19 protein-coding genes and 1 pseudogene are annotated in these 25,418 nt (G+C 73.1%); 11 read left to right on the top strand and 9 right to left on the bottom strand.

Annotated elements, in window-relative coordinates; all coding sequences use genetic code 11:
- Window positions 1–54: 54 nt before the first annotated feature.
- Window positions 55–1,203 (bottom strand): NlpC/P60 family protein, encoded by a 1,149-nt coding sequence (locus tag ACFWN1_RS13600; protein WP_384360823.1) that lies wholly within the window; start codon window positions 1,201–1,203, stop codon window positions 55–57.
- Window positions 1,204–1,622: 419 nt separating this feature from the next.
- Here ACFWN1_RS13600 and ACFWN1_RS13595 point away from each other — a divergent pair.
- Window positions 1,623–1,868, top strand: a pseudogene (locus ACFWN1_RS13595) (hypothetical protein); the annotation flags it as partial.
- Here the strand turns inward: ACFWN1_RS13595 and ACFWN1_RS13590 are convergent.
- Window positions 1,846–2,853, bottom strand: coding sequence for a hypothetical protein (locus ACFWN1_RS13590; protein ID WP_384360820.1), 1,008 nt, complete (start codon window positions 2,851–2,853; stop codon window positions 1,846–1,848). The pseudogene ACFWN1_RS13595 and the gene ACFWN1_RS13590 overlap by 23 nt on opposite strands.
- Window positions 2,854–3,014: 161 nt before the next feature.
- Here ACFWN1_RS13590 and pcrA point away from each other — a divergent pair, with 161 nt between their 5' ends.
- Window positions 3,015–5,504, top strand: a complete 2,490-nt coding sequence (gene pcrA, locus ACFWN1_RS13585) for a DNA helicase PcrA (protein WP_384360818.1) — start codon at window positions 3,015–3,017, stop codon at window positions 5,502–5,504.
- Between the two features lie 77 nt (window positions 5,505–5,581).
- Here the strand turns inward: pcrA and ACFWN1_RS13580 are convergent, their stop codons facing one another.
- The 3 genes from ACFWN1_RS13580 to ACFWN1_RS13570 form a co-directional block, all read right to left on the bottom strand.
- Window positions 5,582–7,033, bottom strand: coding sequence for a M23 family metallopeptidase (locus ACFWN1_RS13580; RefSeq protein ID WP_384360816.1), 1,452 nt, complete (start codon window positions 7,031–7,033; stop codon window positions 5,582–5,584).
- 405 nt (window positions 7,034–7,438) lie between these two features.
- Window positions 7,439–7,567 (bottom strand): hypothetical protein, encoded by a 129-nt coding sequence (locus ACFWN1_RS13575; protein ID WP_384360814.1) that lies wholly within the window; start codon window positions 7,565–7,567, stop codon window positions 7,439–7,441.
- Between the two features lie 144 nt (window positions 7,568–7,711).
- Window positions 7,712–8,566: an esterase/lipase family protein gene (locus ACFWN1_RS13570; RefSeq protein ID WP_384360812.1), complete on the bottom strand. Its 855-nt coding sequence runs from the start codon at window positions 8,564–8,566 to the stop codon at window positions 7,712–7,714.
- A 261-nt stretch (window positions 8,567–8,827) separates the two neighbouring features.
- On the opposite strand from ACFWN1_RS13570, the gene ACFWN1_RS13565 reads away from it, so the two are divergent.
- Window positions 8,828–9,247 (top strand): cobalamin B12-binding domain-containing protein, encoded by a 420-nt coding sequence (locus tag ACFWN1_RS13565; RefSeq protein WP_384360809.1) that lies wholly within the window; start codon window positions 8,828–8,830, stop codon window positions 9,245–9,247.
- A 7-nt stretch (window positions 9,248–9,254) separates the two neighbouring features.
- On the opposite strand, the gene ACFWN1_RS13560 is transcribed toward ACFWN1_RS13565, so the two are convergent.
- Both ACFWN1_RS13560 and ACFWN1_RS13555 read right to left on the bottom strand, forming a co-directional pair.
- On the bottom strand, window positions 9,255–10,871 hold the full coding sequence (locus ACFWN1_RS13560; RefSeq protein ID WP_384360806.1) for a DUF5691 domain-containing protein: 1,617 nt from the start codon (window positions 10,869–10,871) through the stop codon (window positions 9,255–9,257).
- A 41-nt stretch (window positions 10,872–10,912) separates the two neighbouring features.
- Window positions 10,913–12,268, bottom strand: coding sequence for an SWIM zinc finger family protein (locus ACFWN1_RS13555; RefSeq protein WP_384360803.1), 1,356 nt, complete (start codon window positions 12,266–12,268; stop codon window positions 10,913–10,915).
- Window positions 12,269–12,400: 132 nt separating this feature from the next.
- On the opposite strand from ACFWN1_RS13555, the gene ACFWN1_RS13550 reads away from it, so the two are divergent.
- The 5 genes from ACFWN1_RS13550 to sucD all read left to right on the top strand — a co-directional run bounded on the left by ACFWN1_RS13550 (window position 12,401) and on the right by sucD (window position 19,399).
- Entirely contained in the window at window positions 12,401–13,531 is a 1,131-nt protein-coding gene (locus ACFWN1_RS13550) for an AAA family ATPase (protein WP_384360801.1), read from the top strand.
- On the top strand, window positions 13,489–15,864 hold the full coding sequence (locus ACFWN1_RS13545; RefSeq protein ID WP_384360798.1) for a DUF5682 family protein: 2,376 nt from the start codon (window positions 13,489–13,491) through the stop codon (window positions 15,862–15,864). Before ACFWN1_RS13550 ends, ACFWN1_RS13545 begins: the two co-directional genes overlap by 43 nt.
- Entirely contained in the window at window positions 15,861–17,039 is a 1,179-nt protein-coding gene (locus tag ACFWN1_RS13540; protein WP_384360796.1) for a VWA domain-containing protein, read from the top strand. The genes ACFWN1_RS13545 and ACFWN1_RS13540 overlap by 4 nt, the downstream gene beginning before the upstream one ends.
- Before the next feature lie 265 nt (window positions 17,040–17,304).
- Window positions 17,305–18,486 (top strand): ADP-forming succinate--CoA ligase subunit beta, encoded by a 1,182-nt coding sequence (gene sucC, locus ACFWN1_RS13535; protein WP_384360794.1) that lies wholly within the window; start codon window positions 17,305–17,307, stop codon window positions 18,484–18,486.
- Between the two features lie 28 nt (window positions 18,487–18,514).
- Complete coding sequence (sucD, locus tag ACFWN1_RS13530; protein WP_384360792.1) at window positions 18,515–19,399, top strand: succinate--CoA ligase subunit alpha; 885 nt, start codon at window positions 18,515–18,517, stop codon at window positions 19,397–19,399.
- Between the two features lie 84 nt (window positions 19,400–19,483).
- On the opposite strand, the gene ACFWN1_RS13525 is transcribed toward sucD, so the two are convergent.
- Window positions 19,484–20,302: a sigma factor-like helix-turn-helix DNA-binding protein gene (locus ACFWN1_RS13525; RefSeq protein WP_384360790.1), complete on the bottom strand. Its 819-nt coding sequence runs from the start codon at window positions 20,300–20,302 to the stop codon at window positions 19,484–19,486.
- Window positions 20,303–20,431: 129 nt separating this feature from the next.
- On the opposite strand from ACFWN1_RS13525, the gene ACFWN1_RS13520 reads away from it, so the two are divergent.
- Window positions 20,432–22,036 (top strand): DUF6350 family protein, encoded by a 1,605-nt coding sequence (locus tag ACFWN1_RS13520; protein WP_384360788.1) that lies wholly within the window; start codon window positions 20,432–20,434, stop codon window positions 22,034–22,036.
- Between the two features lie 30 nt (window positions 22,037–22,066).
- Here ACFWN1_RS13520 and ACFWN1_RS13515 read toward each other — a convergent pair whose 3' ends face one another.
- Entirely contained in the window at window positions 22,067–22,873 is an 807-nt protein-coding gene (locus tag ACFWN1_RS13515) for a hypothetical protein (RefSeq protein WP_384360785.1), read from the bottom strand.
- Between the two features lie 296 nt (window positions 22,874–23,169).
- On the opposite strand from ACFWN1_RS13515, the gene purN reads away from it, so the two are divergent.
- The gene (gene purN / locus ACFWN1_RS13510; RefSeq protein WP_384360783.1) at window positions 23,170–23,808 is read left to right on the top strand and encodes a phosphoribosylglycinamide formyltransferase; all 639 of its coding nucleotides are present in this window, start codon (window positions 23,170–23,172) and stop codon (window positions 23,806–23,808) included.
- Window positions 23,805–25,376: a bifunctional phosphoribosylaminoimidazolecarboxamide formyltransferase/IMP cyclohydrolase gene (gene purH, locus ACFWN1_RS13505; RefSeq protein WP_384360781.1), complete on the top strand. Its 1,572-nt coding sequence runs from the start codon at window positions 23,805–23,807 to the stop codon at window positions 25,374–25,376. The genes purN and purH overlap by 4 nt, the downstream gene beginning before the upstream one ends.
- Window positions 25,377–25,418 lie beyond the last annotated feature (42 nt).

Below are 25,418 nucleotides of genomic sequence, written 5' to 3'. Positions count from 1 at the left end.
GCCCGACAGCTGTCACTGACCGACCCCAAGGGGGACCAAGCCTCCAAGCCTCGCTCAGGCCACCCGGGTCGCTCCCGCGAACGGCATCTGGTCGATGGGCGTCACCCGGACCGGTGCCGAGGGGTTGGGGGCGTGGATCATGCGGCCGTTGCCGATGTACATGCCCACATGGCTGATGCCGGAGTAGAAGAACACCAGGTCGCCGGGCTGGAGCTGGGACCGGGAGACGCGCCGGCCCGCGTTGATCTGGGCGTAGGTGGTGCGAGGGAGGGAGATGCCGGCGGAACGGTAGGCGGCCTGGATCAGCCCTGAGCAGTCGAAGGCGTTCGGCCCGGTGGCGCCCCAGACGTAGGGGCTGCCGAGCTTCCGGTAGGCGTAGGCGACGGCCGCCGAGGCGCGGGAGGTGGGCGCGGGCACCCGCGCGGCGGACGTGATCACGTGGGCGGCGGACGCTCGGCCGGAGATGGCGGGAGCAGGGGCGGATCGGCGGGCGGTGCCGGAGCGGCCGGCAGTGCCGGAGCGGGTGTCGCGGGCCGGTGTCGCGGTGGTGCGGGCCGGTGTCGCGGCGGTGCCGCTGGTGACCTTGTCCCGTTCGGGCGCGGTGAGCCGTTCGAGCAGTCGTCGCGCCTGCTCCAGCTTGCTGGTGACGGTCTCCTTCTGCCGCTTCAGCTCTGCCTGCCGGGACCGTACCGACCGTGCCTCGACGCGGGCGGCGCCGCGCAGCCGCTCGATCTCGCGGAGCTGGGCGCGTACGCGGGCCACCTGCCGGGCCCGGCGGTCGCCGGCGCGTTCGGCGAAGGCCGCGTCGTCCAGGTAGCGGTCGGGGCTGCTGGAGAGGGCAAGCTGCCAGCTCGGGGCGATTGCGCCGTCGCGGTACTGCGCGGCGGCGAAGGAGCCCAGGGCACCGCGGGCGGTGTCGAGTCTGACCTGCCGGCGGGCGGTCTCGTCGCGCAGGGAGTTCAGCCGGTGCTGGGCGGCGCTGGCCTTGTCGTGTGCGCCGTCGTACTTCTCGGTGGCGGTCTCCGCCTCCCGGTACAGCTGGTCCACCTTGCTCTTGACCTGAGCCGCGTCGAGTTGTGGCTCGGCGTGTCCCGTTCCGTCGAAGGCTGTCGCTGTCGCCGCTCCCGCCAGGGCGAGAATGGCCGCCGTGCGGGCCGTGTTGCCGTTGAGTGAGCGCGCTCGGAGCTTTCGGTGCGCTGCCACCTGGACCGTCACGTCCTTCCATGGGACTCGTGCGGCCGAGAACGCCATGCCCCTGCGGGGGCCGGTGTCCGACGGCCGTCCGCACAGGGGAGACGGCGGCCGCCGGACGGTCCTCGGCGGTGATGTCCGGCTGCCGCCCCTGGTCCGGGCGGCTGTGGAGAGCCGGTCACCTGGGGGAGGACGTTAGGCCGGATGGTGACGAGTTGGTAACGCGTGTACGGAACTGTCCTCGACGTACCGGAAAGTGACCGTGCCTGACCGGTATGCCGGGTGGCACAAGGGTTCAACCGAAGCGTGATGATCAAAGAAGGGAAGACGAGGCCCGGGGGAGCCGGAAGTGCTATGGCCCGCGAGCGGGTGGGAACCGTCAGGGCCGAGAGCGGGGCACGGGCCGGTACGGGGCCGGGGGGCGTCCCGAACTGGGCTCGGGAACCGTGACCGTACTGATCCATATGCTGGTCACCGGCGTGGTGCTGGTCGCCCTCGACGAGGCGGACGGCCACCACGTCAGCGACATCAAGATCGGCGTCAAGCTGGCGCCGCTGATCGTGATCCTCGGTCCGGTCTATGTGTAGCGCGACGAGGAGACGGCCGACAAGGGGATGTTCGGGCTGGTCGGCGCACTGACCACCGCGAACATCTTCATCGCCGTGCTGTGGACGTGACGTCCGGCGCTCCCGCCCGCCGAGCACCGGTGAGCCCGGCGCGCGCCGCGAGCACCGCGCCGACGCCGGCCGCCACCCACACCGCGACCCCCACCCACACGAGCACCTTCCCGGGCACGCTCAGCCAGGTCACGCGCAGCGCGGCCGAGACCGCGAGGGTCGCCGCCCCCGTCATCCCCATCGAGAAGACCGTGGCCCACCGCAGCAGCCCGTAGCGCGGACGTGGGCGCGCCAGCTCGGCCAGCACCAGGACCGCGTAGCAGGCCAGGTCCAGCACCAGCAGGATGACGGTGACCTCGCGCAGGACCTCGCTGTCGTCGTGGTTCCACAGATACAGCCGTGCGTTGTCGGCGGACAGCAGCCGGGCCCCGGCCAGCGCCGAGATCGACAGCGCGCCCCCCGCGATCCAGTGGTCGCCCGGCCCCCGGAGCACCTGGCGGACATCGAAGCGGGGCAGGGCGAGCGCGTAGAGCAGCAGGCCCGCCCAGAACAGCACGAGGGCGGTGTGCGCGAGCCACGCCGTCGTCTCGGCCCCCGCCAGCGTGGCCGCCAGTACCGCGAGCGCCTGTGTGGCCACGCAGCACAGGAACACCGTGCCCGGCATGCGCTGCCCCCAGTGCCGCAGCACGGCGGACAGCAGCACCGGCCAGAGCAGCGCAGCCAGCGCCAGCAGGGCCCCGGCCAGGGGCTGGACGCCGAGCAGCGAGGTCCGGGTACCGAGCACCGCGGTGGCCGCCACCGCCGTGAGCGCGGCCGGGTCGCGGGCCTCCTGCGCCCAGCGTCCCCGCTGTCCCGCCAGCCGTACCGCGAAGGTGGCCGCGAGGGTGAGCCAGGCGAGGCAGGCCAGTACCAGGAAGACCCGGGACACCACCTCGACGCCCGCCAGCCGCAGGCCGATGGAGACGACGGCGGTCGCCATGACGGCCGCTCCCGCCGCCGGAGGACGCTCCGTCACCCACGTACGCACACCCGAGATGCCCGACATGTGCCTGATGCTAGGGAGCGCCGCGCCCCCGGCGGGGAGGGCACGCGCGCGTGGGGCTCGAATAGAGGACCGGCCCGCGCGGGGACCGTCTCCCCGGGAATCGGGCCATGTTCCCGGGACGGGGAACGGTTGTCGGTGGGGCGCCCTAGACTCGTAGAGCGATGAGCAGCCTCTTTGACGACAGCTTCCTGGCGAACCTCCACCCCCCGCGCGGGCCCGAGGAGGAGCACGCGCCGCCCGAGGACGAGCACGCTCCGGAGCCGGTCCCGGACGACCTGTTCGGGGGGAGGTTCGACGTGCCCCCGGACCGGGACACCCACTACCGGGACGGCGCACCCCGCCCGCCGATCGACGCGGCGGCCCTGCTGGAGGGGCTGAACGACAACCAGCGCGCGGCCGTCGTCCACGCCGGTTCCCCGCTGCTCATCGTCGCGGGCGCCGGTTCCGGCAAGACGCGGGTGCTCACCCACCGCATCGCCCACCTCCTCGCCGAGCGGCATGTGCACCCCGGCCAGATCCTGGCGATCACCTTCACCAACAAGGCCGCGGGCGAGATGAAGGAGCGCGTCGAGCGGCTCGTCGGGCCGCGCGCGGGCGCGATGTGGGTCATGACCTTCCACAGCGCCTGCGTCCGCATCCTGCGCCGCGAATCGAAGCGGCTCGGCTTCACCTCGTCCTTCTCGATCTACGACGCGGCCGACAGCAAGCGCCTGATGGCCCTGGTCTGCCGTGACCTGGACCTCGACCCCAAGCGCTACCCGCCCAAGTCCTTCAGTGCCAAGATCAGCAACCTGAAGAACGAGCTGATCGACGAGGAGGACTTCGCCGCCCAGGCCACCGACGGTTTCGAGAAGACCCTCGCCCAGGCGTACGCGCTCTACCAGTCGCGGCTGCGCGAGGCCAACGCGCTCGACTTCGACGACCTGATCATGACCACGGTCAACCTGCTGCGCGCCTTCCCCGACGTGGCCGAGCACTACCGCCGCCGCTTCCGGCACGTCATGGTCGACGAGTACCAGGACACCAACCACGCGCAGTACGCGCTGGTCCGCGAGCTGGTCGGCACCGGGGCTCGCGCCGCGGAGGACGCCGACGTACCGCCCGGCGAGTACGACGTCCCGCCCGCCGAGCTGTGCGTCGTGGGTGACGCGGACCAGTCGATCTACGCCTTCCGGGGCGCGACCATCCGCAACATCCTCCAGTTCGAGGAGGACTACCCGGACGCGACGACCATCATGCTGGAGCAGAACTACCGCTCCACGCAGACCATCCTGTCCGCCGCCAACGCGGTCATCGAGCGCAACGAGTCCCGCCGCCCCAAGAACCTGTGGACCAACGCCGGCCAGGGCGCCGGCATCACCGGCTACGTCGCGGACAACGAGCACGACGAGGCCCAGTTCGTCGCCGACGAGATAGACCGCCTCACCGACGCGGGCGACGCCAAGGCCGGGGATGTGGCGGTGTTCTACCGCACCAACGCCCAGTCCCGGGTGTTCGAGGAGATCTTCATCCGCGTCGGACTGCCGTACAAGGTCGTCGGCGGGGTGCGCTTCTACGAGCGCAAGGAGGTCCGGGACGTCCTTGCCTACCTGCGCGTGCTGGCCAACCCCGAGGACTCGGTGCCGATGCGCCGCATCCTCAACGTGCCCAAGCGGGGCATCGGGGACCGCGCCGAGGCGATGGTCGACGCCCTCGCCCAGCGCGAGAGGATCAGCTTCCCGCAGGCGCTGAAGCGGGTCGACGAGGCGTACGGCATGGCCGCGCGCTCCGCCAACGCGGTCAAGCGGTTCAACGCGCTCATGGACGACCTGAGCACCGTCGTGGAGTCCGGCGCGGGGCCCGCCACCGTGCTGGAGGCGGTCCTCGAACGCACCGGGTACCTGGCCGAGCTGCAGGCGTCCACCGACCCGCAGGACGAGACCCGGATCGAGAACCTCCAGGAACTGGCGGCCGTGGCCCTGGAGTTCGAGCAAGAACGCGAGGACGGCGAGCAGGGCACGCTGGCCGAGTTCCTGGAGCGCGTCGCGCTCGTCGCGGACTCCGACCAGATCCCCGACGAGGAGGACGGCGACGGCGTCATCACGCTGATGACCCTGCACACCGCCAAGGGCCTGGAGTTCCCTGTCGTCTTCCTCACCGGCATGGAGGACGGCGTCTTCCCGCACCTGCGCGCCCTCGGCCAGGCCAAGGAACTGGAGGAGGAACGGCGCCTGGCCTACGTCGGCATCACGCGCGCGCGGGAGCGGCTCTACCTCACCCGGGCCGCGTTGCGCAGCGCCTGGGGCCAGCCGTCGTACAACCCGCCCTCCCGGTTCCTGGAGGAGATCCCGGCCACCCATCTGGAGTGGAAGCGGACCGGCGGCTCGTCCGCGCCCGCGTTCGGCAAGGCCGCCTCCTCGGTCGCTTCCACCCTCTCCTCGTCCCGGTCCCGCTCGTCGGCGGCCGGCGCCTCCGGGTTCGCCACCCGCAGGAGCGGCGACAAGCCGGTGGTGTCGCTGGTGATCGGCGACCGTGTCACCCACGACCAGTTCGGTCTGGGCACGGTGGTCGCGGTGGCCGGCGATGGCGACAAGGCGCAGGCCACGATCGACTTCGGCGGCGGCAACGCCAAGCGGCTGCTGCTGCGGTACGCGCCGGTGGAGAAGCTCTAGACGGGACCTGTGGAGAGGCTCTGGACAGGACGAGCCCCGCCGTGACGGCGAGGCTCGGTCTCAGCGGGGCGCCGGGATCAGGTCGGGTCCAGCCCGTGGCTGCGGAGCCAGGGGAGTGGGTCGATGGCCGAGCCGCCCGCCGGGCGGACCTCGAAGTGCAGGTGCGGGCCGGTGGAGTTGCCCGAGTTGCCGGAGTAGGCGACCGGCTCGCCGGCTTTGACGGTGGTGCCGGAGGGTACCCGGTAGCTGGAGAGGTGGCAGTACCAGGTCTCCGTGCCGTCCTTCGCCGTCAGGACCAGCATGTTGCCGTAGGCGCTGTTCCACTTGGTCGTGACGACACCGTCGGTGGCGGCCATCACGGTGGTGCCGTAGGAGACGGGGAAGTCGATACCGGTGTGGACGGACATCCAGTTCACGCCCGCCTGGCCGAACCCGGCACTGAGCCCCTTCTGGAGCACCGGGACGGCGAACTTGGGACGGAGTCTCTCCTTGAGCGCGGCTGCCGCGGCGGCCTTCTTCTTCTCCAGCGCCTGCTGCGTCTTGAGGTCGATGCGTTCCTGGGTCCGGCTCACCCGGTCGGTGAAGTCGTCGGCCCCGGCGGACAGGGTCCGCAGCTGGGTGTCGAGCTTGCTGTTGGCGACGGACGGCTGCACCGCGTGCGCGTCGGCCGCGGAGGCGGCGGCCTCCTGCGTCGCACCGGTCAGGCCACCGACCGAGGCGGCGGCGATCCCGGCGACCCCCATCGCACAGGCCGAGGGGACGGCGATGGTCAGCAGTGCGGAACGCCTGGGCGGTGGACGGCGGCGGGAGCGGGCCGCGGCGCGGGACCCGGCTCGCGGTACCGGAACGACCTCTTCCTGGTCATCCAGGAGGACGGGCACGGCGGGAAGCTCACCGGTGCCGCTCAACTCGGTTTCCGCGTCGAGGTGTTCACCGTACTGGCGGCCGGCGTACTCCGCATAGGCGGCGTCGTCCTCGTACGGCTCGTGGGTCACCTGGTCGAAGGTGGCCGTCGGCTGCTGGTCGAACGGCTCCTCGGCCTGCTGGTGCTCCGGGGCCGTGCCGTCGGTGTTCCACTGGGTGGCGTCGTAGGCGCCGGTGTCGAAGGTCTGCGTGCCCCAGTCCCACTGCTGGGCTGGGTCCGGGGTGAGCTGCTGCCCCTGCTGGGTCCAGGCGCCGGTGTCCCAGGCGCCGGTGTCCGCGGGGGAAGCCTGCGCGGGGACGGTCCAGGCGGCGGACTCGTAGGCGCCCGTGTCGTACCCGGTGTGCCGCTGAGCCGCGTAGGGGTCGTGGGCGAGGTGCCCCCCGTCGCCGGTCCCCCAGTGCGTCGTGTCGTACGCGCCGGTGGCGTGGGGGTCGGCCGGGTAGCCGGCCGCCTTGCCCAGCGGGAAACCGTTGGCGTCGTAACCGCCGTACGTGGTGAGGTCTTCGTACGGGACTTCCGGTGCTCCGTACGGCGCGTAGTGCGCGTGGGAGGCGTCGGAAGCCGGAGCCGGGGTAAGGGTCCCCGACGGGTGACGGTCGTTCACCAACTTCTCTTTCGCCTCGACAACAGGGGCTGCCAGAGCAGTGCGGCGACTGTACCCGGCGGTATGCGGGCGCGACAATCTTCCGCTGGTTTCATGTGGACGGGAAACGGGCATTCGGCCGTGTTTCGGGGTTCGCTGGACGCGAGTTTGGCCTTGTGTTCGAAGAGTGTTCGAGAATCTGTGACGCTGCGTCACCCATGGGAAGCACGGGGCAGCGCCGCCGGCCACGGCAGCCCCTCTCGGCCGGCGCGAGGGTGCCTGGCGTCGGCGTGGCGGCGGCGGCTGCGAGGCGGCCGGGCGCGCGCTCGGTCAGCGGGAACGGCGAGCCCAGGCGTCCGGGGAGCCGGTCCCTCTCCCACCCGTGGTCCACCGCTCCGGTCGTCGTCGGTTTCGGGGTGCAGATGATCAGCGGCAGCGGCAGCCCGTCGCCGGGTCGTCGCCCTGGGTGAAGAGCGAGCGGGACCGTGAGGGCCGCCCTATGCCGTACGTGGTCTCGAAGGCGCGGATCTCCGGCTCCTGCAACAGGGGTCGCAAGGCGTAGCGGTGGGTATCCGCCCCGAGACGCTTCCTGACCCGATCATGTGCCGTGGCCTCCCGAAGACGTGCCCCTACGGCGGCCCGGCCCAAGCTCTCCATGAGGTCTGATGAGGGCGGGCGACCTGTTGTGGACCGGGTTCCTCAGGCGACTGTGAGGCCGCCTCCCTCCTGGCGCCGCATGGCGGACTCGGAGTCGAGGGCCTCCCGTATCCCGGCCGCCACGGTGGGGTGGACCGGCAGGGCGAGGTGGCCGATGCCGCTCACCTGGATGTTGTGCGCCTCCAGGTCGGGGTGGTCGACGCAGGCCGCCTCCAGCGGTGCCATCACGGAGTCCAGGTCGCTCCAGAAGCTCACGAACCGCGTACGGCAGCCCGGCGCCGGACGGGCCAGCTCCTCGATCACCGGTGAGTCGGGCCGCATCTGCCGCACGATCGGGTGTGCGCTGGCCAGCGGTATCGCGCGGGTCCCGGAGTGCGGGGTGCCCAGGGTGACCACGGTGCGCACCCGGACGTCACCGCCGAGGCACTGCGCGTAGTACCGGGCGATCAGGCCGCCCAGGCTGTGCCCGACGATGTCCACCTGGGCGCTGCCGGTGCGCTCGCAGATCTCCTCCACATGCCGGCCCAGCAGCTCGGCCGCGGTACGGATGTCGCAGGTCAGGGGGGAGTAGTTCAGTGATTCCACGCGCTGCCTGCCGTGCTGGGCGAGGCTGCGGCGCAGCAGGACGAACACGGAGCGGTTGTCGATGAAGCCGTGCACCAGGACGACCGGCGGACCGGTCGGCACAGGGAGCCGCGCCGTGCCCGGCGGCGCGGGAAGTGCGGCCTGTCGGCGTTCCTGGGTGAGGCCGGTCGGGTACAGCAGCAGGTGACCGGCCAGGATCGCGGCCTCCAGCGCGGTGGCCTTCACCAGCGTCACGGACATGGAGGCCAGTCTGCCGGGCCACAGACGACGGCAGATCGGGAGGAAGAGTGGCATTACCCCGGTGACCTTCATTGGCCGACCTCCTGTCGGCACGCGGGGGGCGGCTCTGTCCTCCGCGTGCCCTCATGTCCCACCATGTGATTTCCCCCTCGCCGGGTGCCGTGAAACAGTCCGCTACGCAATCCTGGGGATAACGTTCGTTCACTTCTCGGGAGCATCTCGACGGCCTCTCGACAGGTGGCGGAACGTGCCAGGTGTGCGGTACTTGTCGGTACGGGACGGAAGCGGCCGCTTCCGCGGTCCCTTGATGGTGGTCGCTTGATGGAGGCAGTGATGGGTGTGGCAGCCGGTCCGATCCGCGTGGTGGTGGCCAAGCCGGGGCTCGACGGCCACGATCGCGGGGCCAAGGTCATCGCCCGCGCGCTGCGCGACGCGGGCATGGAGGTCATCTACACCGGGCTGCACCAGACGCCGGAGCAGATCGTCGCCACCGCGATCCAGGAGGACGCCGACGCGATCGGCCTGTCCATCCTCTCGGGCGCCCACAACACCCTCTTCGCCGCCGTCATCGACCTCCTCAAGGAGCGCGACGCCGCCGACATCCTAGTCTTCGGCGGCGGCATCATCCCGCCGGAGGACATCCCGCCGCTGCGGGAGAAGGGTGTCGCGGAGATCTTCACGCCCGGTGCCACCACCACGTCCATCGTGGAGTGGGTGCGGAAGAACGCGCGTCAGCCGGCCGCCTCGGGCTGAGTCCTCCTCACGGGCGGGCCCCGTCGTCCGGGGCCAGCTCGCGCACCATCGCCGCGCGCAGCCGCAGGGTGGTCGCCAGCCGCTGGAACGCCTCCGCCCAGTAGCCTCCGGCGCCGGGTGAAGCGTCCTCCCGCTCGTCGGACCCGGCCAGCAGGCTGTCCAGCCGGGCCGTTTCCGCCGGGTCGAGGCAACGTTCGGCCAGGCCCATCACCCCGCTGAAGCTCCACGGGTAACTGCCCGCGTCCCGCGCGATGTCGAGGGCGTCCACGACCGCGCGGCCCAGTGGTGCCGTCCACGGCAGCGCGCACACCCCGAGCAGCTGGAACGCCTCCGACAGGCCGTGCCCGGATATGAACCCGGCCACCCACGCGGCCCGTTCGTCCGCCTCCAGCGCGGCCAGCAGCTTGGCCCGGTCCGCCAGGGACACCGCGCCGGGGCCGCCCGCCTCCGGCGCCGACGGCGCTCCCAGCAGTGCCCGCGCCCACCGCGCGTCCCGCTGCCGTACGGCCGCACGGCACCAGGCGGCGTGCAGCTCGCCCTGCCAGCCGTCCGTCACGGGCAGCGCCACGATCTGCTCCGGCGTACGCCCCCCGAGTCGGTCGGGCCAGGTGCCGAGCGGTGCCGCCTCCACCAGCTGGGCCAGCCACCAGGACCGTTCGCCCCGGCCTGTCGGAGGTCTCGCGGTCACCCCGTCGCGCTCCATGTCCGGGTCGCAGACGGCCGGCGCCTCCACGACTATCGCGGCCACGCCGCCGGTGTGGTCCAGGGCGACACAGGTCGCGGCCCGCTTCGCCATCCGCGCGGCTAGCGCAGAGCCGGGCAGGGTGGACAGCAGCTCGGCCGCCGTCGCACGGACATTGCGGCTGCGGTCGCCGAGCGCCTGCTCCAGGAAGGGCTCGTCCCGCGCCGACAGGCCCGCCCGCAGCGAGTCCAGGAACATCAGCCGGTCCTCCGCCCGCTCCTGCGGCCAGGTCCCCGCGAGCAACTCCCGCGCGGCGACCGGGGTTCGGGCGCGCAGGGCGGTCAGCAGGGCGACCCGCTCCGCGAACAGCCCCTCCCTCCACAGCCGGCGCACCGCCTCCCCGTCCTCGGCGCCGGGCAGCGCCGAGGTGCCGCCGGACGCCGAGCGCCGGGCGAACCGCCAGTCCGGGTTGAGCCGGGCCAGCCACAGGGCTCGCGCGCCCGCGAACTCCAGCGCCGCCGGACGGAGATCGGTACGGGCGCGGGCCGCGTCCAGCAGGGCGGGCATCGTCTGCGGGGGTGCCGCGTAGCCGTGCGCGTTGGCCGCCGCCAGCCATTGGGGGAGGAGTTCGGTGAGGTCGGGAGCGCTGCCACGGCGGCCGCCGCCTCCGCCGGGGCGGTCGGTCAGGAGCAGCGTGAGCCGGTGGGCTGCCGCGGGCGGGAGCGCGGGGCGGGTGTCCACGGGCGCCGGCTCCGGCCGGGTGGTGACGCGTCCGGGGCGCAGCCCGGCCCGCCGCCGCACGGCCGCCACGGCAGCGGCGTCCAGCAGGACGGCCGGGGCCTCGCGCCCGGCGGGGTCCTCGGGGCCGGCGGGGAGGGCGCGGCGGTCGGTGCCGAGGAGGGCGGTGGTCAGGAGGTCGTCCCAGGTGGGCGCCTTGGTCATGGGGTTCCCTTCCGGGCGGGTCTGCGGTGCGGGCGGGGTGGTCAGCACAGGGTCACCGGCTCGGCCGTCCCCGCCGCCCACGCGGTCAGGGGGGTGAAGCCTCGGTGGCCGCACTCGCCGAAGACCGTGAGCGGAGCCCCTCCGGACAGCGCGACCAGGCGCCACAGGCCCGGCCGGGCCAGGAACGACGGGGTCAGCGGCAGAGCCGTGTCCGAGTCGGGGTCGGCGAGGTGCCAGGAGCCGGAGGTGTTCTCCGGCACGGGTGTCACCTCGTTCAGGGTGACCGGGACGGAGTCCAGCCAGGGGTCCTCACGGAGGGCCTCTCCGTAGGAGTCGAGTGCCTGGGTGGTGGTGATGCCGGGCGGGCGGGAAGCGGCGGGTGCTGCCGGGGCGTGCCGCTCGCCCAGGGTGGCCCGGACCTGGCCCGCACCGGGATGGCCGGACAGGTCCGCGTCCAGGGACAGGCCGACCGGGAGGGAGAGTTCGGGGGCACGGCCCGCCGCTCCGAAGGAGAGGAGCAGCCGCGTGTGGCCGGAGGCCGTGCCGTGCAGCCAGATGCGGCGGGTGGTCAGCTTGGTGTCCGCCGTGTCGTACTGCGCGAGCACCTGCCAGTGGTCGCGCAGCGGTACTCCGTCCGCCGGGGTGGGCAGGCCGAGGCGGGTGCGGACCGTGGCCGCGAGGGCGTCCGGGAGCCGCTCCCGGTGCAGCCAGCCCTGGTCGAGCAGGTGGAGCAGCGCGCACTCCTCCAGCAGCCGGGCCGGCCACCCCGCGCCGGACGCCGGGATGGCACCCAACTCCCTTACGCGTGAGGCCAGTCCGGGGGCCTGGGCGTCGACCATGCGGGCCGCGGTCTCCTCCCACATCCCGTACCCCGCGCGCTCGGCCGAGGCCAGGCCGTCACGGAGCAGGTCGGCGAGGCGCCGCTCCAACTCGGTGACGCCTGCGGTGACCCGCTGGTCCCGCCGCTCCGCCCGCTTTCGCGCGGCCCCGGGATCGGCAGCCGCACCGGTCTTCGCCTGCGCCTTCTCGACCTCCGCCCGCCCGCGTCTGCCCGCGAGCCACTGCTCGGCCCAGTCCGGCGCCCCGTCCGAGGCGGGCACGGCGCCCTCGTCCCCCGCCCAGAGCAGCAGCAGCCCCAGCGCGTGCTTGCAGGGGAACTTACGGCTCGGACAACTGCACCTGTACGCGGGCCCGGCCGGGTCCGACAGGTCCACCACCGTCTGGTACGGCTTGCTGCCGCTGCCCTTGCACAGTCCCCACACCGCCCCCTCTCCGCCGCTGCCCGCACCGGACCACGGCCCCGCCACACCCAGTTTGCTTCCCGCTTTGCGCGACGACGCGTCAGGCGCCAGAGCCAGCACCTGTTCCGCAGTCGGGCGCACCCCCTGCTGAGTCATGCCAACGACGTTAGAACCCACCACTGACAATCGGTCATGTGCGGGCGTCTGTGCAGGTCAGGGCGATTGTCAGTGGGGTGCTGCATGGTGGATGCCAGATGACCCACGGCCGAGCTGGAGGGGGCCTCAGCCATGACTGTGTCCACAGAACCCACGAACGTCGAACCGATCCCGAGCCAGGCGCCACAGGCATTGCGACCGCATGCCGAGGACGCCTTCGCCGCCGAACTCACCGCGCTCGCCGCGCAGGACGACCGGCCACGCCCGGAGCGCTGGAAGCTGTCGCCGTGGGCGGTCGCCACGTATCTGCTCGGCGGCACGCTGCCGGACGGCACCGTGATCACACCCAAGTACGTGGGCCCGCGCCGCATCGTCGAGGTCGCCGTCACCACGCTGGCCACCGACCGCGCCCTGCTCCTGCTCGGTGTGCCCGGCACGGCCAAGACCTGGGTGTCGGAGCATCTCGCGGCCGCCGTCAGCGGCGACTCCACCCTGCTGGTGCAGGGCACCGCCGGCACCCCGGAGGAGGCGATCCGGTACGGCTGGAACTACGCCCGCCTGCTCGCCCACGGTCCCAGCCGGGACGCCCTGGTGCCCAGCCCCGTCATGCGCGCCATGGCCGAGGGCATGACGGCGCGGGTCGAGGAGCTGACCCGGATACCGGCCGATGTGCAGGACACGCTGATCACCATCCTGTCCGAGAAGACCCTGCCGATCCCGGAGCTGGGCGAGGAGGTGCAGGCGGTGCGCGGCTTCAACCTCATCGCCACGGCCAACGACCGCGACCGGGGCGTCAACGAACTCTCCAGCGCGCTGCGCCGCCGCTTCAACACGGTGGTGCTGCCGCTGCCGGAGAGCGCCGACGCCGAGGTCGACATCGTCAGCCGCCGTGTCGACCAGCTCGGCCGCTCGCTCGACCTGCCCGGCGGACCCGAGGGTCTGGACGAGATCCGCCGTGTCGTCACCGTCTTCCGCGAGCTGCGCGACGGCGTGACCGCCGACGGCCGCACCAAGCTGAAGTCGCCGAGCGGCACCCTGTCCACGGCCGAGGCCATCTCCGTCGTCACCAACGGCCTCGCCCTGGCCGCCCACTTCGGCGACGGCGTGCTGCGCGCCGGGGACGTGGCCGCGGGCATTCTCGGTGCCGTGGTCCGTGACCCGGCCGCCGACCGGGTCGTCTGGCAGGAGTACCTGGAGACGGTCGTGCGCGAGCGCGACGGATGGACGGACTTCTACCGGGCCTGCCGGGAGGTGAGCGTGTGAGCGGGGCCCCGCCCCCGGCCGGGGCGTTCGACGCCGGCCCGCTGCTGCTCGGTGTCCGGCACCACGGGCCGGGCTCCGCGCGGGCGGTGCGGGCCGCGCTGGACGCCGCCGCGCCCGCCGTCGTGCTCATCGAGGGCCCGCCCGAGGCCGATCCGCTGATCCCGCTGGCCGCCGACCCCGGCCTGCGGCCGCCGGTGGCCCTGCTCGCCCACGCCGTGGACGAACCCGGCCGCTCGGCGTTCTGGCCGCTGGCGGAGTTCAGCCCGGAGTGGGTGGCGATCCGGTGGGCCGTCGAGCACGGGGTCCCGGCCCGCTTCGTCGACCTGCCCGCGACACACTCGCTGGCCTGGGAGGAGGACACGGGCGAGCCGGAGGGAGAGGCCGAGCACGCTCGCGTGGACCCGCTCGCCGCCCTGGCCGGGGCCGCCGGGTACGACGACCCCGAGCGCTGGTGGGAGGACGCCGTCGAGCACCGGGGACCGGGCACGGACGAGCCGTTCGCGCCGTTCGCCGCGCTGGAGGACGCCATGGGCGCCCTGCGGGAGCGGTTCGGCGCCGGCGGCCGGCCGCGCGACCTCGTGCGCGAGGCGTACATGCGGCTCCAGCTCCGCGCCGCCCGCAAGGAGTTCGGGGACGAGGTGGCCGTGGTCTGCGGCGCCTGGCACGTGCCCGCCCTCCGCGAGAGGACCACCGTCACCGCCGACCGGGCCCTTCTCAAGGGCCTGCCCAAGCTGAAGACCGACCTGACCTGGGTGCCCTGGACCCACCGCAGGCTGGCCCGGTCCAGCGGCTACGGCGCCGGGATCGACTCGCCGGGCTGGTACGCGCACCTGTTCGGCGCACGGGACCGGCCCGTGGAGCGCTGGCTCACCAAGGTCGCCGGGCTGCTGCGCGAGGAGGACCGGATCGTGTCCTCCGCCCATGTGATCGAGGCGGTCCGGCTGGCCGACACCCTCGCGGTGATGCGCGGCCGCCCGCTGCCGGGCCTCACCGAGACCACGGACGCCGTGCGCGCCGTGCTGTGCGAGGGCTCGGACGTGCCGCTGTCCCTGGTGTACGACCGGCTGGTGGTCGGGGACGTGCTGGGCGAGGTCCCGGAGTCCGCGCCCGCGGTGCCGTTGCAGCGGGACCTCGCCCGGGAGCAGCGCCGGCTGCGGCTCAAGCCGGAGGCGCTGGAGCGCGAGCTCGAGCTGGACCTCCGCAAGGACACCGACGCCGCGCGCGGCAGGCTGCTGCACCGGCTGCGGCTGCTCGGCGTCGGCTGGGGCGAACCGGCCCGCTCACGCGGGAGCACGGGCACCTTCCGGGAGACCTGGCGGCTGCGCTGGGAGCCGGAGCTGTCGGTACGGATCGCGGAGGCCGGGGTGTGGGGGACCACGGTGCTGGGCGCGGCCACCGCCAAGGCCGAGGCGGACGCGATCGGGGCGCGGGCGCTCGCCGACGTGACCGCGCTGGCCGAGCGGTGCCTGCTCGCCGGGCTGCCGGACGCGCTGCCCGTGGTGATGCGGGTGCTCGCCGACCGCGCGGCCCTCGACGCCGACGTGGCCCACCTCGCCCAGGCGCTCCCCGCCCTGGTCCGCTCCCTGCGCTACGGCGACGTGCGCGGCACCGACACCGGCGCCCTCGCCGATGTCGCCGCCGCCCTCGCGGAGCGTGTCTTCGTCGGGCTCCCGCCCGCCTGCACCACCCTGGACACCGACGCCGCCCGGGAGATGCGGGGCCATGTCGACGCCGTGCACGGCGCGGTCGGGCTGCTGGCCGAGACGCTCACCGGGAGGGACGGCCTCCGGCCCCGCTGGCGGGCCGTGCTGCGCACGCTCTCCCGGCGGGACACCGTGCCCGGTCTGCTCCGGGGCCGGGCGGTACGGCTGCTGCTGGACGACGGGGTGCTGGAGGCCGAGGACGTGGCCCGGCTGATGGGGCTGGCCCTGTCGCCGGGGACACCGCCGGGGGACGCGGCCGCATGGGTAGAGGGGTTCGTCGGAGGGGGCGGGGGTGGGCTGCTGCTGGTGCACGACGAGCGGCTGCTCGGGCTGGTCGACGCCTGGCTGACCTCCGTACCCGCCGACGCGTTCACCGACGTGCTGCCCCTGCTGCGGCGCACCTTCTCGGCGTACGAGCCCGAGGTGCGCAGGACGCTCGGCGAGCTGGTCCGGCGCGGTCCGGGCAGCGGTACCGGGTCCGCGGCCCACCCGGCGACCTCGTCCGGTTTCGCGCCGGAACCCGATGCCGGACGCGCGGACGCCGTGCTGCCGGTGCTGCGTCTGCTGCTGGGCCGCACGCCTGAGCAGCCGCAGGCGACGGACGACGACCTCGTGGAGGTGGGGACATGACAAGCGAAACGACACAGCTCGACGGTGACGCCGAGCGGCTGCGCCGGTGGCGGCTGGTGCTCGGCGGGGACCAGGCGGACGGCACCGGGGTCGCGCTGTCCGGCCGGGACGCGGCGATGGACGGCACCCTGACCGCGCTGTACGGCCGGGGCGACAAGGCGGGCAAGAGCCCGGCGGGGCGGGAGCGTTCGGCGGGACTCGGCGGTTCGGCGCCCACCGTGGCGCGCTGGCTGGGGGACATCCGTACCTACTTCCCCTCCTCCGTCGTGCAGGTCATGCAGCGCGACGCCATCGACCGGCTCGGGCTGGCCGCGCTGTTGCTGGAGCCGGAGATGCTGGAGGCGGTGGAGGCGGACGTCCACCTGGTCGGCACGCTGCTCTCGCTCGACAAGGCGATGCCGGAGACCACCAAAGAGACCGCGCGGGCGGTGGTGCGCAAGGTGGTGGACGACCTGGAGAGGCGGCTGGCGACCCGTACCCGGGCCACCCTCACCGGCGCCCTGGACCGCAGCGCCCGGGTCAGCCGGCCGCGCCATCACGACATCGACTGGAACCGCACCATCGCGGCCAACCTCAAGCACTATCTGCCGGAGTACCGGACGATCGTGCCGGAGCGGCTCATCGGGTACGGGCGGGCCGCACGGTCGGTGAAGAAGGAGGTTGTCCTCTGCGTCGACCAGTCCGGCTCGATGGCCGCGTCCGTGGTCTACGCGTCGGTGTTCGGGGCGGTGCTCGCCTCGATGCGGTCGATCAGCACGCGCCTGGTCGTCTTCGACACCGCCGTCGTCGACCTCACCGACCAGCTGGACGACCCGGTGGACGTCCTCTTTGGCACCCAGCTCGGCGGCGGCACCGACATCAACCGGGCGCTCGCCTACTGCCAGTCGAAGATCACCCGGCCCGCCGAGACGGTGGTCGTGCTGATCAGCGACCTGTACGAGGGCGGCATCCGGGACGAGATGCTGAAGCGGGTCGCGGCGATGAAGGCGTCCGGGGTGCAGTTCGTGACCCTGCTCGCCCTGTCCGACGAGGGGGCGCCCGCCTACGACCGGGAGCACGCGGCGGCGCTCGCCGCTCTCGGGGCGCCCGCGTTCGCCTGCACCCCGGACCTGTTCCCGGAGGTGATGGCCGCCGCCATCGAGAAGCGGCCGCTTCCCATACCGGACACCGCGTGACAAGGTGGATGCGGTGACCGGCCGAACAGATGCGCCCCGAGAGGCACGGCGTGTCAGGGAAAACGGCATCATGTGACAGGTATCACCGCTCGGTCGTGACTCGCGATTTAGAGGCCCCCGGCAAGCAGGGATAACCTGCGAGACGGACATGCCGCGCGCTCGGACACCGTGTGCGCACCCCTTGTGACAAGCGGACGTCACGTTGCCCTTCGCGGCACGCCCACGCATCCAACGACCGCGAGATCACTGATAGGGACGGAAGCGCGTGGACCTGTTCGAGTACCAGGCGAGGGACCTCTTCGCCAAGCACGATGTACCGGTGCTGGCCGGTGAAGTCATCGACACGCCTGAGGCGGCGCGCGAGATCACCGAGCGCCTGGGCGGCAAGTCCGTCGTCAAGGCGCAGGTGAAGGTCGGTGGTCGTGGCAAGGCCGGCGGCGTCAAGCTCGCCGCCACCCCGGACGAGGCCGTCGCCCGCGCGACGGACATCCTCGGCATGGACATCAAGGGCCACACGGTCCACAAGGTGATGATCGCCGAGACCGCTCCGGAGATCGTCGAGGAGTACTACGTCTCCTTCCTCCTCGACCGTGCCAACCGCACCTTCCTCTCCATCGCCTCCGTCGAGGGCGGCATGGAGATCGAGGAGGTGGCGGCCACCCGCCCCGAGGCCGTCGCCAAGACGCCGATCGACGCCATCGACGGCGTGGACGAGGCCAAGGCCCGCGAGATCGTCGAGGCCGCCAAGTTCCCGGCCGAGGTCGCGGACAAGGTCGTCAACGTCCTCATCAAGCTGTGGGACACCTTCATCAAGTCGGACGCCCTCCTCGTCGAGGTCAACCCGCTGGCGAAGGTCGCCTCCGGTGAGGTCCTCGCGCTCGACGGCAAGGTGTCGCTCGACGAGAACGCCGAGTTCCGTCACCCCGAGTACGAAGAGCTGCACGACAAGGAAGCGGCCAACCCGCTCGAGGCCGCCGCCAAGGCCAAGGGCCTCAACTACGTCAAGCTCGACGGCGAGGTCGGCATCATCGGCAACGGCGCGGGTCTCGTCATGAGCACCCTGGACGTCGTCGCGTACGCCGGTGAGCAGCACGGCGGCGTGAAGCCCGCCAACTTCCTCGACATCGGTGGCGGTGCCTCCGCCCAGGTCATGGCGAACGGCCTGGAGATCATCCTGGGCGACCCGGACGTCAAGTCCGTGTTCGTCAACGTCTTCGGCGGCATCACCGCCTGTGACGAGGTCGCCAACGGCATCGTCCAGGCGCTGCAGCTCCTGGAGGAGCGCGGCGAGAAGGTCGAGAAGCCGCTCGTCGTCCGCCTCGACGGCAACAACGCCGAGCTGGGCCGCAAGATCCTCACCGACGCCGACCACCCGCTGGTCCAGCGCGTCGACACCATGGACGGCGCGGCCGCGAAGGCCGCCGAGCTGGCCCACGCCGCAAAGTAAGCACTCAGGACGAGGACACCAACACACCATGGCTATCTGGCTCAACAAGGACAGCAAGGTCATCGTCCAGGGCATGACCGGCGCCACCGGCTTGAAGCACACCAAGCTCATGCTGGGTGACGGCACCGAGGTCGTGGGCGGCGTGAACCCGCGCAAGGCGGGTCAGACCGTGGACTTCGACGGCACCGAGGTACCCGTGTTCGGCACGGTCGCCGAGGCCGTCGAGAAGACCGGCGCGAACGTCTCGGTCATCTTCGTGCCCGAGAAGTTCACCAAGGACGCGGTCGTCGAGGCGATCGACGCCGAGATCCCGCTTGCCGTCGTGATCACCGAGGGCATCGCCGTGCACGACACGGCCGCCTTCTGGGCGTACGCGGGCAAGAAGGGCAACAAGACCCGGATCATCGGCCCGAACTGCCCCGGCATCATCACGCCGGGCCGGTCGAACGTCGGCATCATCCCGGGCGACATCACCAAGCCGGGCCGCATCGGCCTGGTCTCGAAGTCCGGCACGCTCACGTACCAGATGATGTACGAGCTGCGTGACCTGGGCTTCTCGACCGCCGTCGGCATCGGTGGCGACCCGATCATCGGCACCACGCACATCGACGCCCTGGCCGCGTTCCAGGACGACCCCGACACCGACCTGATCGTGATGATCGGTGAGATCGGTGGCGACGCCGAGGAGCGCGCGGCCGCGTTCATCAAGGACAACGTGACCAAGCCGGTCGTCGGCTACGTCGCGGGCTTCACCGCGCCCGAGGGCAAGACGATGGGCCACGCCGGCGCGATCGTCTCCGGTTCGTCCGGCACCGCCCAGGCGAAGAAGGAGGCCCTGGAGGCCGCGGGCGTCAAGGTCGGCAAGACGCCGACCGAGACGGCCAAGCTGGCGCGGGAGATCCTGAGCGCCTGACGCTCGGCTCCTTCGAGGCAGCACACCGGCGGGCCCGTCCCCTTCCTGGGGGCGGGCCCGCCGCTGTGCTCGCGCGGCCGGGGGTCAGCCGGGTGACGGCAGCAGCCGTTCCGGGCCGTTGCCCGACTCGCCGCGCAGCTTGGCGCGCAGGGTCGCGTCGGTCTTCGACAGCGGGCCGAGGGCGGGGGCCGGGGGCACGCCCCGTACGGCCTGGGCGGGGGCGATGGGCGCCTCGTAGTGCGTGGGCGCGGTGCGCAGGGTGAGGCCGGTCGTGCCGATGATGGCGACGGTGAACGCGATGGCGGCGCGGGTCCAGAAGACGTTGCGGCGCTCGCCGCAGGTGCGGACCGAGTTCGGCGCTTCGGCGCGCAGCCGTTCGGTGGCGCCGAGTTCGGTCAGGCGCCGGTGCAGGGCGGCGGGGTCGGCCAGCTCCGGGACCTGTGCGGCGACGGCCTCCCGTGCGCGGGTCAGCCGACCGGCCGCCGCCGGGGTGCTCGCCTCGGTCTCGGCCGCCATCTCGGGCAGGTCGAGGCCGACCCCGTCGTACAGCACGAGGGTGCGGCGGTAGGAGGGTGGCAGCCGGAGCAGGGCGTGCAGCAGGGCACGGTCGGACGGGTCGGCGGGCGGGGGCTCGGGGGTGCGGTAGCGGGGGCGGAAGCCGTGCCAGGGGGAGAGGGCGTACTCGTACGCCGTCGCCCGGACCCAGCCGCCGGGGTCCCGGTCGCGGGCCACCTCGGGCCAGCGCTGCCAGGCCAGCTGGAACGCCCGCTCCACCGCTTCGCGGGCCAACTCCCGCCGCCCGGTGAGCAGATAGGTCTGCCGGACCAGGGCGGGGGCGCAGAACGCGTACAGCGCGTCGAACGCCTGATCAGGGGTCAGGGAGAGTGCGGTACTTCGTGTCACGGCTCACCCCTCTGTGTGAAAAGGCACATAAACATATATTGGGCGACACTTCGGAGGTTCGCCTGTTACACCGGGAAAGCGCGTGTCGTTGGGAGCATGGCGGGCGTGATGCAGCTGACACTCCGTCGCATGTCGTCGTCCCTGCGGGCACGGATGCGTGACCGTTCACCCGGCCTCGGGCCCGCGCTGGCGGGCGGTGCGCTGGCGGCCGGGCTCGGGCTCGGCGCGTGCGCGGCGCTGGTGATGGTGCTGTGGGTCAGTTCGCCCTACCCCGACAGCGGGCCCGGCGGCGCGCTGCATGTCGCCGCAGCGCTGTGGCTGCTGGCGCACGGGGTCGAGCTGGTCCGCGCCGAGACGCTGTCCGGGGCGCCCCAGCCGGTCGGGCTGACCCCGCTGCTGCTGCTCGCGCTGCCGGTGTGGCTGGTCTACCGCGCGGCGCGGGACGCCACGGACGCGTCCGACGAGCCCGACGGCCCGCCGCCGGTTCCCGCGCGCACCGCGTGGACGGGGGTCGTCCTCGGCTACCTCGGCGTCGGCGCCGCCGCCGCGCTGTACGCGTCCGGGGGTGAACCCCGGGCCGAATGGCTCTGGGTGACGGTCTGTCTGCCGCTGCTCGTCGGCGGCGGCGCCGGGGTCGGCGTCTGGGCGGGGCGCGGACGCCCGCATCCGCCCCACTCGTTCCGGCTGCCGCACTGGGTACGGGTGGACGCGCTCGGTACGGCGGCCCGCGCGGCCGGAGCGGCCACGGCCGTGCTCACCGGGGGCGGGGCGCTGCTGCTCGGCGCGTCCCTGGTCTGGCACGGGGACACCGCCCGGCCGGCCTTCACCCAGCTGACGGAGGGCTGGACCGGACGGTTCGCGGTGCTGCTGCTCGCCATCACGCTGATCCCCAACGCTGCGGTGTGGTCGGCCTCCTACGCCCTCGGCCCCGGCTTCGCGCTCGGCGCCGGGCACATGGTGCATCCCCTCACCTCGGACCCGGCCCCGCTGCTGCCCCCGTTCCCCCTGCTCGCGGCCGTGCCCGACGCGGGTCCCGGCACCCCGCTGAACTGGGCGGTCGCCCTGGTGCCGCTCGTGGCCGGGGTGACGGCGGGCCGGTTCGTGGCCTCGGCGGCGGTGCACCCGGCCCGGCCGTGGCTGCACTGGCCGGCCGGGCGGAGCGTCGGCGTCCTGATGCTGGCCGCGCTGGCATGCGCGCTGGCCCTCACCTTCCTCGCCGAACTCTCCGGCGGCCCGCTGGGCACCTCGGCCCTCTCCCGCTTCGGCCCCTACGGGTGGCAGACCGGACCGGCGGCCGGACTCTGGGTCCTCCTCCTGGGCACCCCGGTGACCCTCACCCTGAGAGCGTGGCGCCTGCACACCCTCCGCCGCGGCGGAGTTCTGCCGTCCCGCGACTCCCGCCCGCCGAAGAAGCGCCCCCGGCCGGCCGGAGCGAACGGGACGCAGCCACCCCCGAAGACCCCCGACCCCGCCCCGGAGCCGAAGGAGGAGGACCTCTACGACTTCCTGGAGCCGGACACCCCGCCGAACTCCCCGTCGGACACCCCCGAGGCAACCCCCGCACCCCGAGTCCCAGAACCCGCCGAGCCCGAACCCGAGCCCGCCGAACCTGAAGCCCCGGCGCCCAGCGTCCCGCAGCCGGTAGCCCCGCCCCGCACCCCCGCGCCCACCGCAACCCTGGCCCGGACCCCGGAAACCACCCCGGACACGACCGCCCCGGAAACCGCCCCCTGAGCCGCCCCCGGAACCGGGCGCGGCGCCCCCCTAGGAGTTCGCCGACCCCAGCACGCCCCGCAGGTTCTTCGGCAGAAGCTGGTCGCAGGACTGTTTCGACTGCTGGGTCAGGGCGTCGTTCACGCACGTGTAGTAGTCGCGGTACACGAGCTGGACGGTGAAGACCGCGGCGACCAGGACGAGGGCGAGTCCTGCGGTGATCACGCCGGTGGCGGCCGCCGTGACCTGGGGGCGGCGGACGGTGCCGGGCCGGGGTTCGTCCGGGGACGGGGTGCGGGGCTTGGCCCGCAGGGAGCTGCCGCCCCAGTAGAGCGCGAGGGCGCCGAGGAGGAGGGAGACGTAGGGCCAGCCGAGGAGGACGAAGAAGACGGCCCACATGCCGGACAGCAGGGCGTAGCGCGCGCGGCGCTGGGCGGGGTCCGTCGGGTCCCAGCGCTGCTTGCCCGTGCCGTCGCCGCCCGCGCCCTGGGGACCGGCGCCGGGGCGCTCGCCGAAGCCGCCGGGAGCGCGGCCGGGCTGGCGGTCGCTCCACTGGCTGCCCCAGCGGGAGTCCCCGGAACCCTCGTGGCCTCCGGAGCCCTCATGGCCCCCGTGACCCTCCTGGCCCTCGGGGTGACGCGGGCGCCAGGGCTGGTCGGGACGGTCCTCGGGCGGGGGCGCGTACGGGTTGTCGTCCTCGCGGTCGCCGCCGCGGTCGTCGCCGCCGCGGCCGCCGGTGGGTACCTGGGGCGGCCGTGGCGACGACGCCGGCCGCTCCCGCAGCAGGACAACGCCACGCTCGCCCTCCTGGCCGGTCGGCGGCGGGAACGTGAGGAGTCGCGGGCTGCGATCGGGCATCAAAGGAGCGTCTTCCCCTAGGTGAATCAGGTGAATCGGGTGAATCGGAGGAATCAAAGGCCGACGTGAGCCGCCACCACGTGAACGCGCCGCACGACGACCGCGTTCCCGAGCGGGCTCGCTGCGAACGCTACCTTCCGGCCACGCCCCCGTCCCGTGGGGGCCGCCCGCGGTGCCGGTATCGTTGCTGGCGGCCGGCCGCTTCGTAGACTTCCCCGTATGGCGGGACGCGAAGCATTCGTAGAACCCTACAAACGCCGGCCGGACACACCGCCGTCCCGAGAAAGGGCCCCATCGTGGCCGCCACCCCCGCCGGTCCAGCGGCCGAGCGCGTCGTCGTGCTGGTCTCCGGTTCCGGCACCAACCTTCAGGCCCTGCTGGACGAGATCGAGCGCGTCGGAGCCGAGGCGTACGGCGCGCGGATCGTCGCCGTGGGGGCCGACCGCGACGGCATCGAGGGGCTGGCCCGCGCCGAGCGCGCCGGGCTGCCGACGTTCGTGTGCCGGGTGGGGGACCACGCGAGCCGGGAGGAGTGGGACGCGGCCCTCGCCGAGGCGGTCGCCGCGTACGACCCCGGTCTGGTGGTCTCCGCCGGGTTCATGAAGATCGTCGGCAAGGAGTTCCTGGCCCGGTTCGGCGGGCGGTTCGTCAACACCCACCCGGCCCTGCTGCCGAGCTTTCCGGGGGCCCACGGCGTTCGTGACGCGCTCGCGTACGGCGCCAAGGTCACCGGCTGCACCGTCCACTTCGTCGACGACGGCGTCGACACCGGGCCGATCATCGCGCAGGGCGTGGTGGAGGTCCGGGACGAGGACGACGAGAGCGCGCTGCACGAGCGCATCAAGGACGTCGAGCGAAGGCTGCTCGTCGAGGTCGTGGGGCGGCTCGCCCGCAACGGCCATCGCATTGAGGGACGAAAGGTAGTTATCCCGTGACCGCCACCGCCGAGAGCACCAAGCGGCCCATTCGCCGGGCGCTCGTCAGTGTCTACGACAAGACCGGCCTGGAAGACCTCGCGCGCGGGCTGCACGAGGCCGGGGTGGAGCTGGTCTCCACCGGGTCCACCGCAGGCCGTATCGCCGCCGCGGGCGTCCCCGTCACCAAGGTGGAGGAGCTGACCGGCTTCCCCGAGTGTCTGGACGGCCGGGTCAAGACCCTGCACCCCAAGGTGCACGCGGGCATCCTCGCCGACCTGCGCCTGGACAGCCACCGCGAGCAGCTCGCCGAGCTGGGCGTCACGCCGTTCGACCTGGTCGTGGTCAACCTGTACCCGTTCCGGGAGACGGTCGCCTCCGGCGCCTCGCCCGACGAGTGCGTGGAGCAGATCGACATCGGCGGCCCCTCCATGGTCCGCGCCGCCGCCAAGAACCACCCCTCGGTCGCCGTGGTGACCAGCCCCGAGCGGTACGCCGACGCGGCCGCCGCCGCCCAGGAGGGCGGGTTCGACCTCGCCGCCCGCAAGCGGCTGGCCGCCGAGGCGTTCCGGCACACCGCCGCCTACGACGTGGCCGTGGCCGACTGGTTCGCCACCGAGTACGCCCCGGTGGACGACTCGCCGTTCCCCGACTTCCTCGGCGGCACCTGGGACCGCGCGCACACCCTGCGCTACGGCGAGAACCCGCACCAGCCGGCCGCGCTGTACGTCGAGCCGGGCGCCGAGGGGCTCGCACAGGCCGAGCAGCTGCACGGCAAGGAGATGTCGTACAACAACTACACGGACACGGACGCCGCCCGCCGTGCCGCGTACGACCACGACGAGCCCTGTGTGGCGATCATCAAGCACGCCAACCCGTGCGGCATCGCGGTCGGCGCGGACGTGGCGGAGGCGCACCGCAAGGCGCACGCCTGCGACCCGCTCTCCGCGTTCGGCGGGGTCATCGCGGTGAACCGGCCGGTCAGCAGGGAGCTGGCCGAGCAGGTCGCGGAGATCTTCACCGAGGTCATCGTGGCGCCGGACTACGAGGAGGGCGCGCTGGAGGCCCTCGCCCGGAAGAAGAACATCCGGGTGCTGAAGGCCCCGCAGGGTCCCGCCGCCACCGTCGAGATCAAGCCGGTCGACGGCGGGGTGCTGGTCCAGGAGGCCGACCGGCTCCAGGCCGACGGTGACGACCCGGCCCACTGGACGCTGGCCAGCGGCGACGCGCTCTCCCCGGCGGAGCTGGCCGAGCTGGCCTTCGCCTGGCGGGCGTGCCGCGCGGTGAAGTCCAACGCGATCCTGCTCGCCAAGGACGGCGCCTCGGTCGGTGTCGGCATGGGCCAGGTCAACCGCGTCGACTCCTGCAAGCTCGCCGTCGAGCGGGCGGGCGAGGAGCGGGCACGGGGTGCCTTCGCGGCCTCCGACGCGTTCTTCCCGTTCCCGGACGGGCCGCAGATCCTGATCGACGCCGGGGTGCGCGCCATCGTGCAGCCGGGCGGCTCGATCCGGGACGAGCAGGTCGTGGAGGCCGCCAAGGAGGCCGGCGTGACCATGTACTTCACGGGCACGCGGCACTTCTTCCACTGAGCCGGGCACGAAGAAGCGGCCGTCCGCTCCCCTTCCCCGGGG

Origin of the sequence: Streptomyces sp. NPDC058459, from assembly GCF_042721685.1 — a bacterium.
Taxonomy (GTDB): Bacteria; Actinomycetota; Actinomycetes; order Streptomycetales; family Streptomycetaceae; genus Streptomyces.
This window is presented reverse-complemented; position numbering and strand designations above follow the sequence as displayed.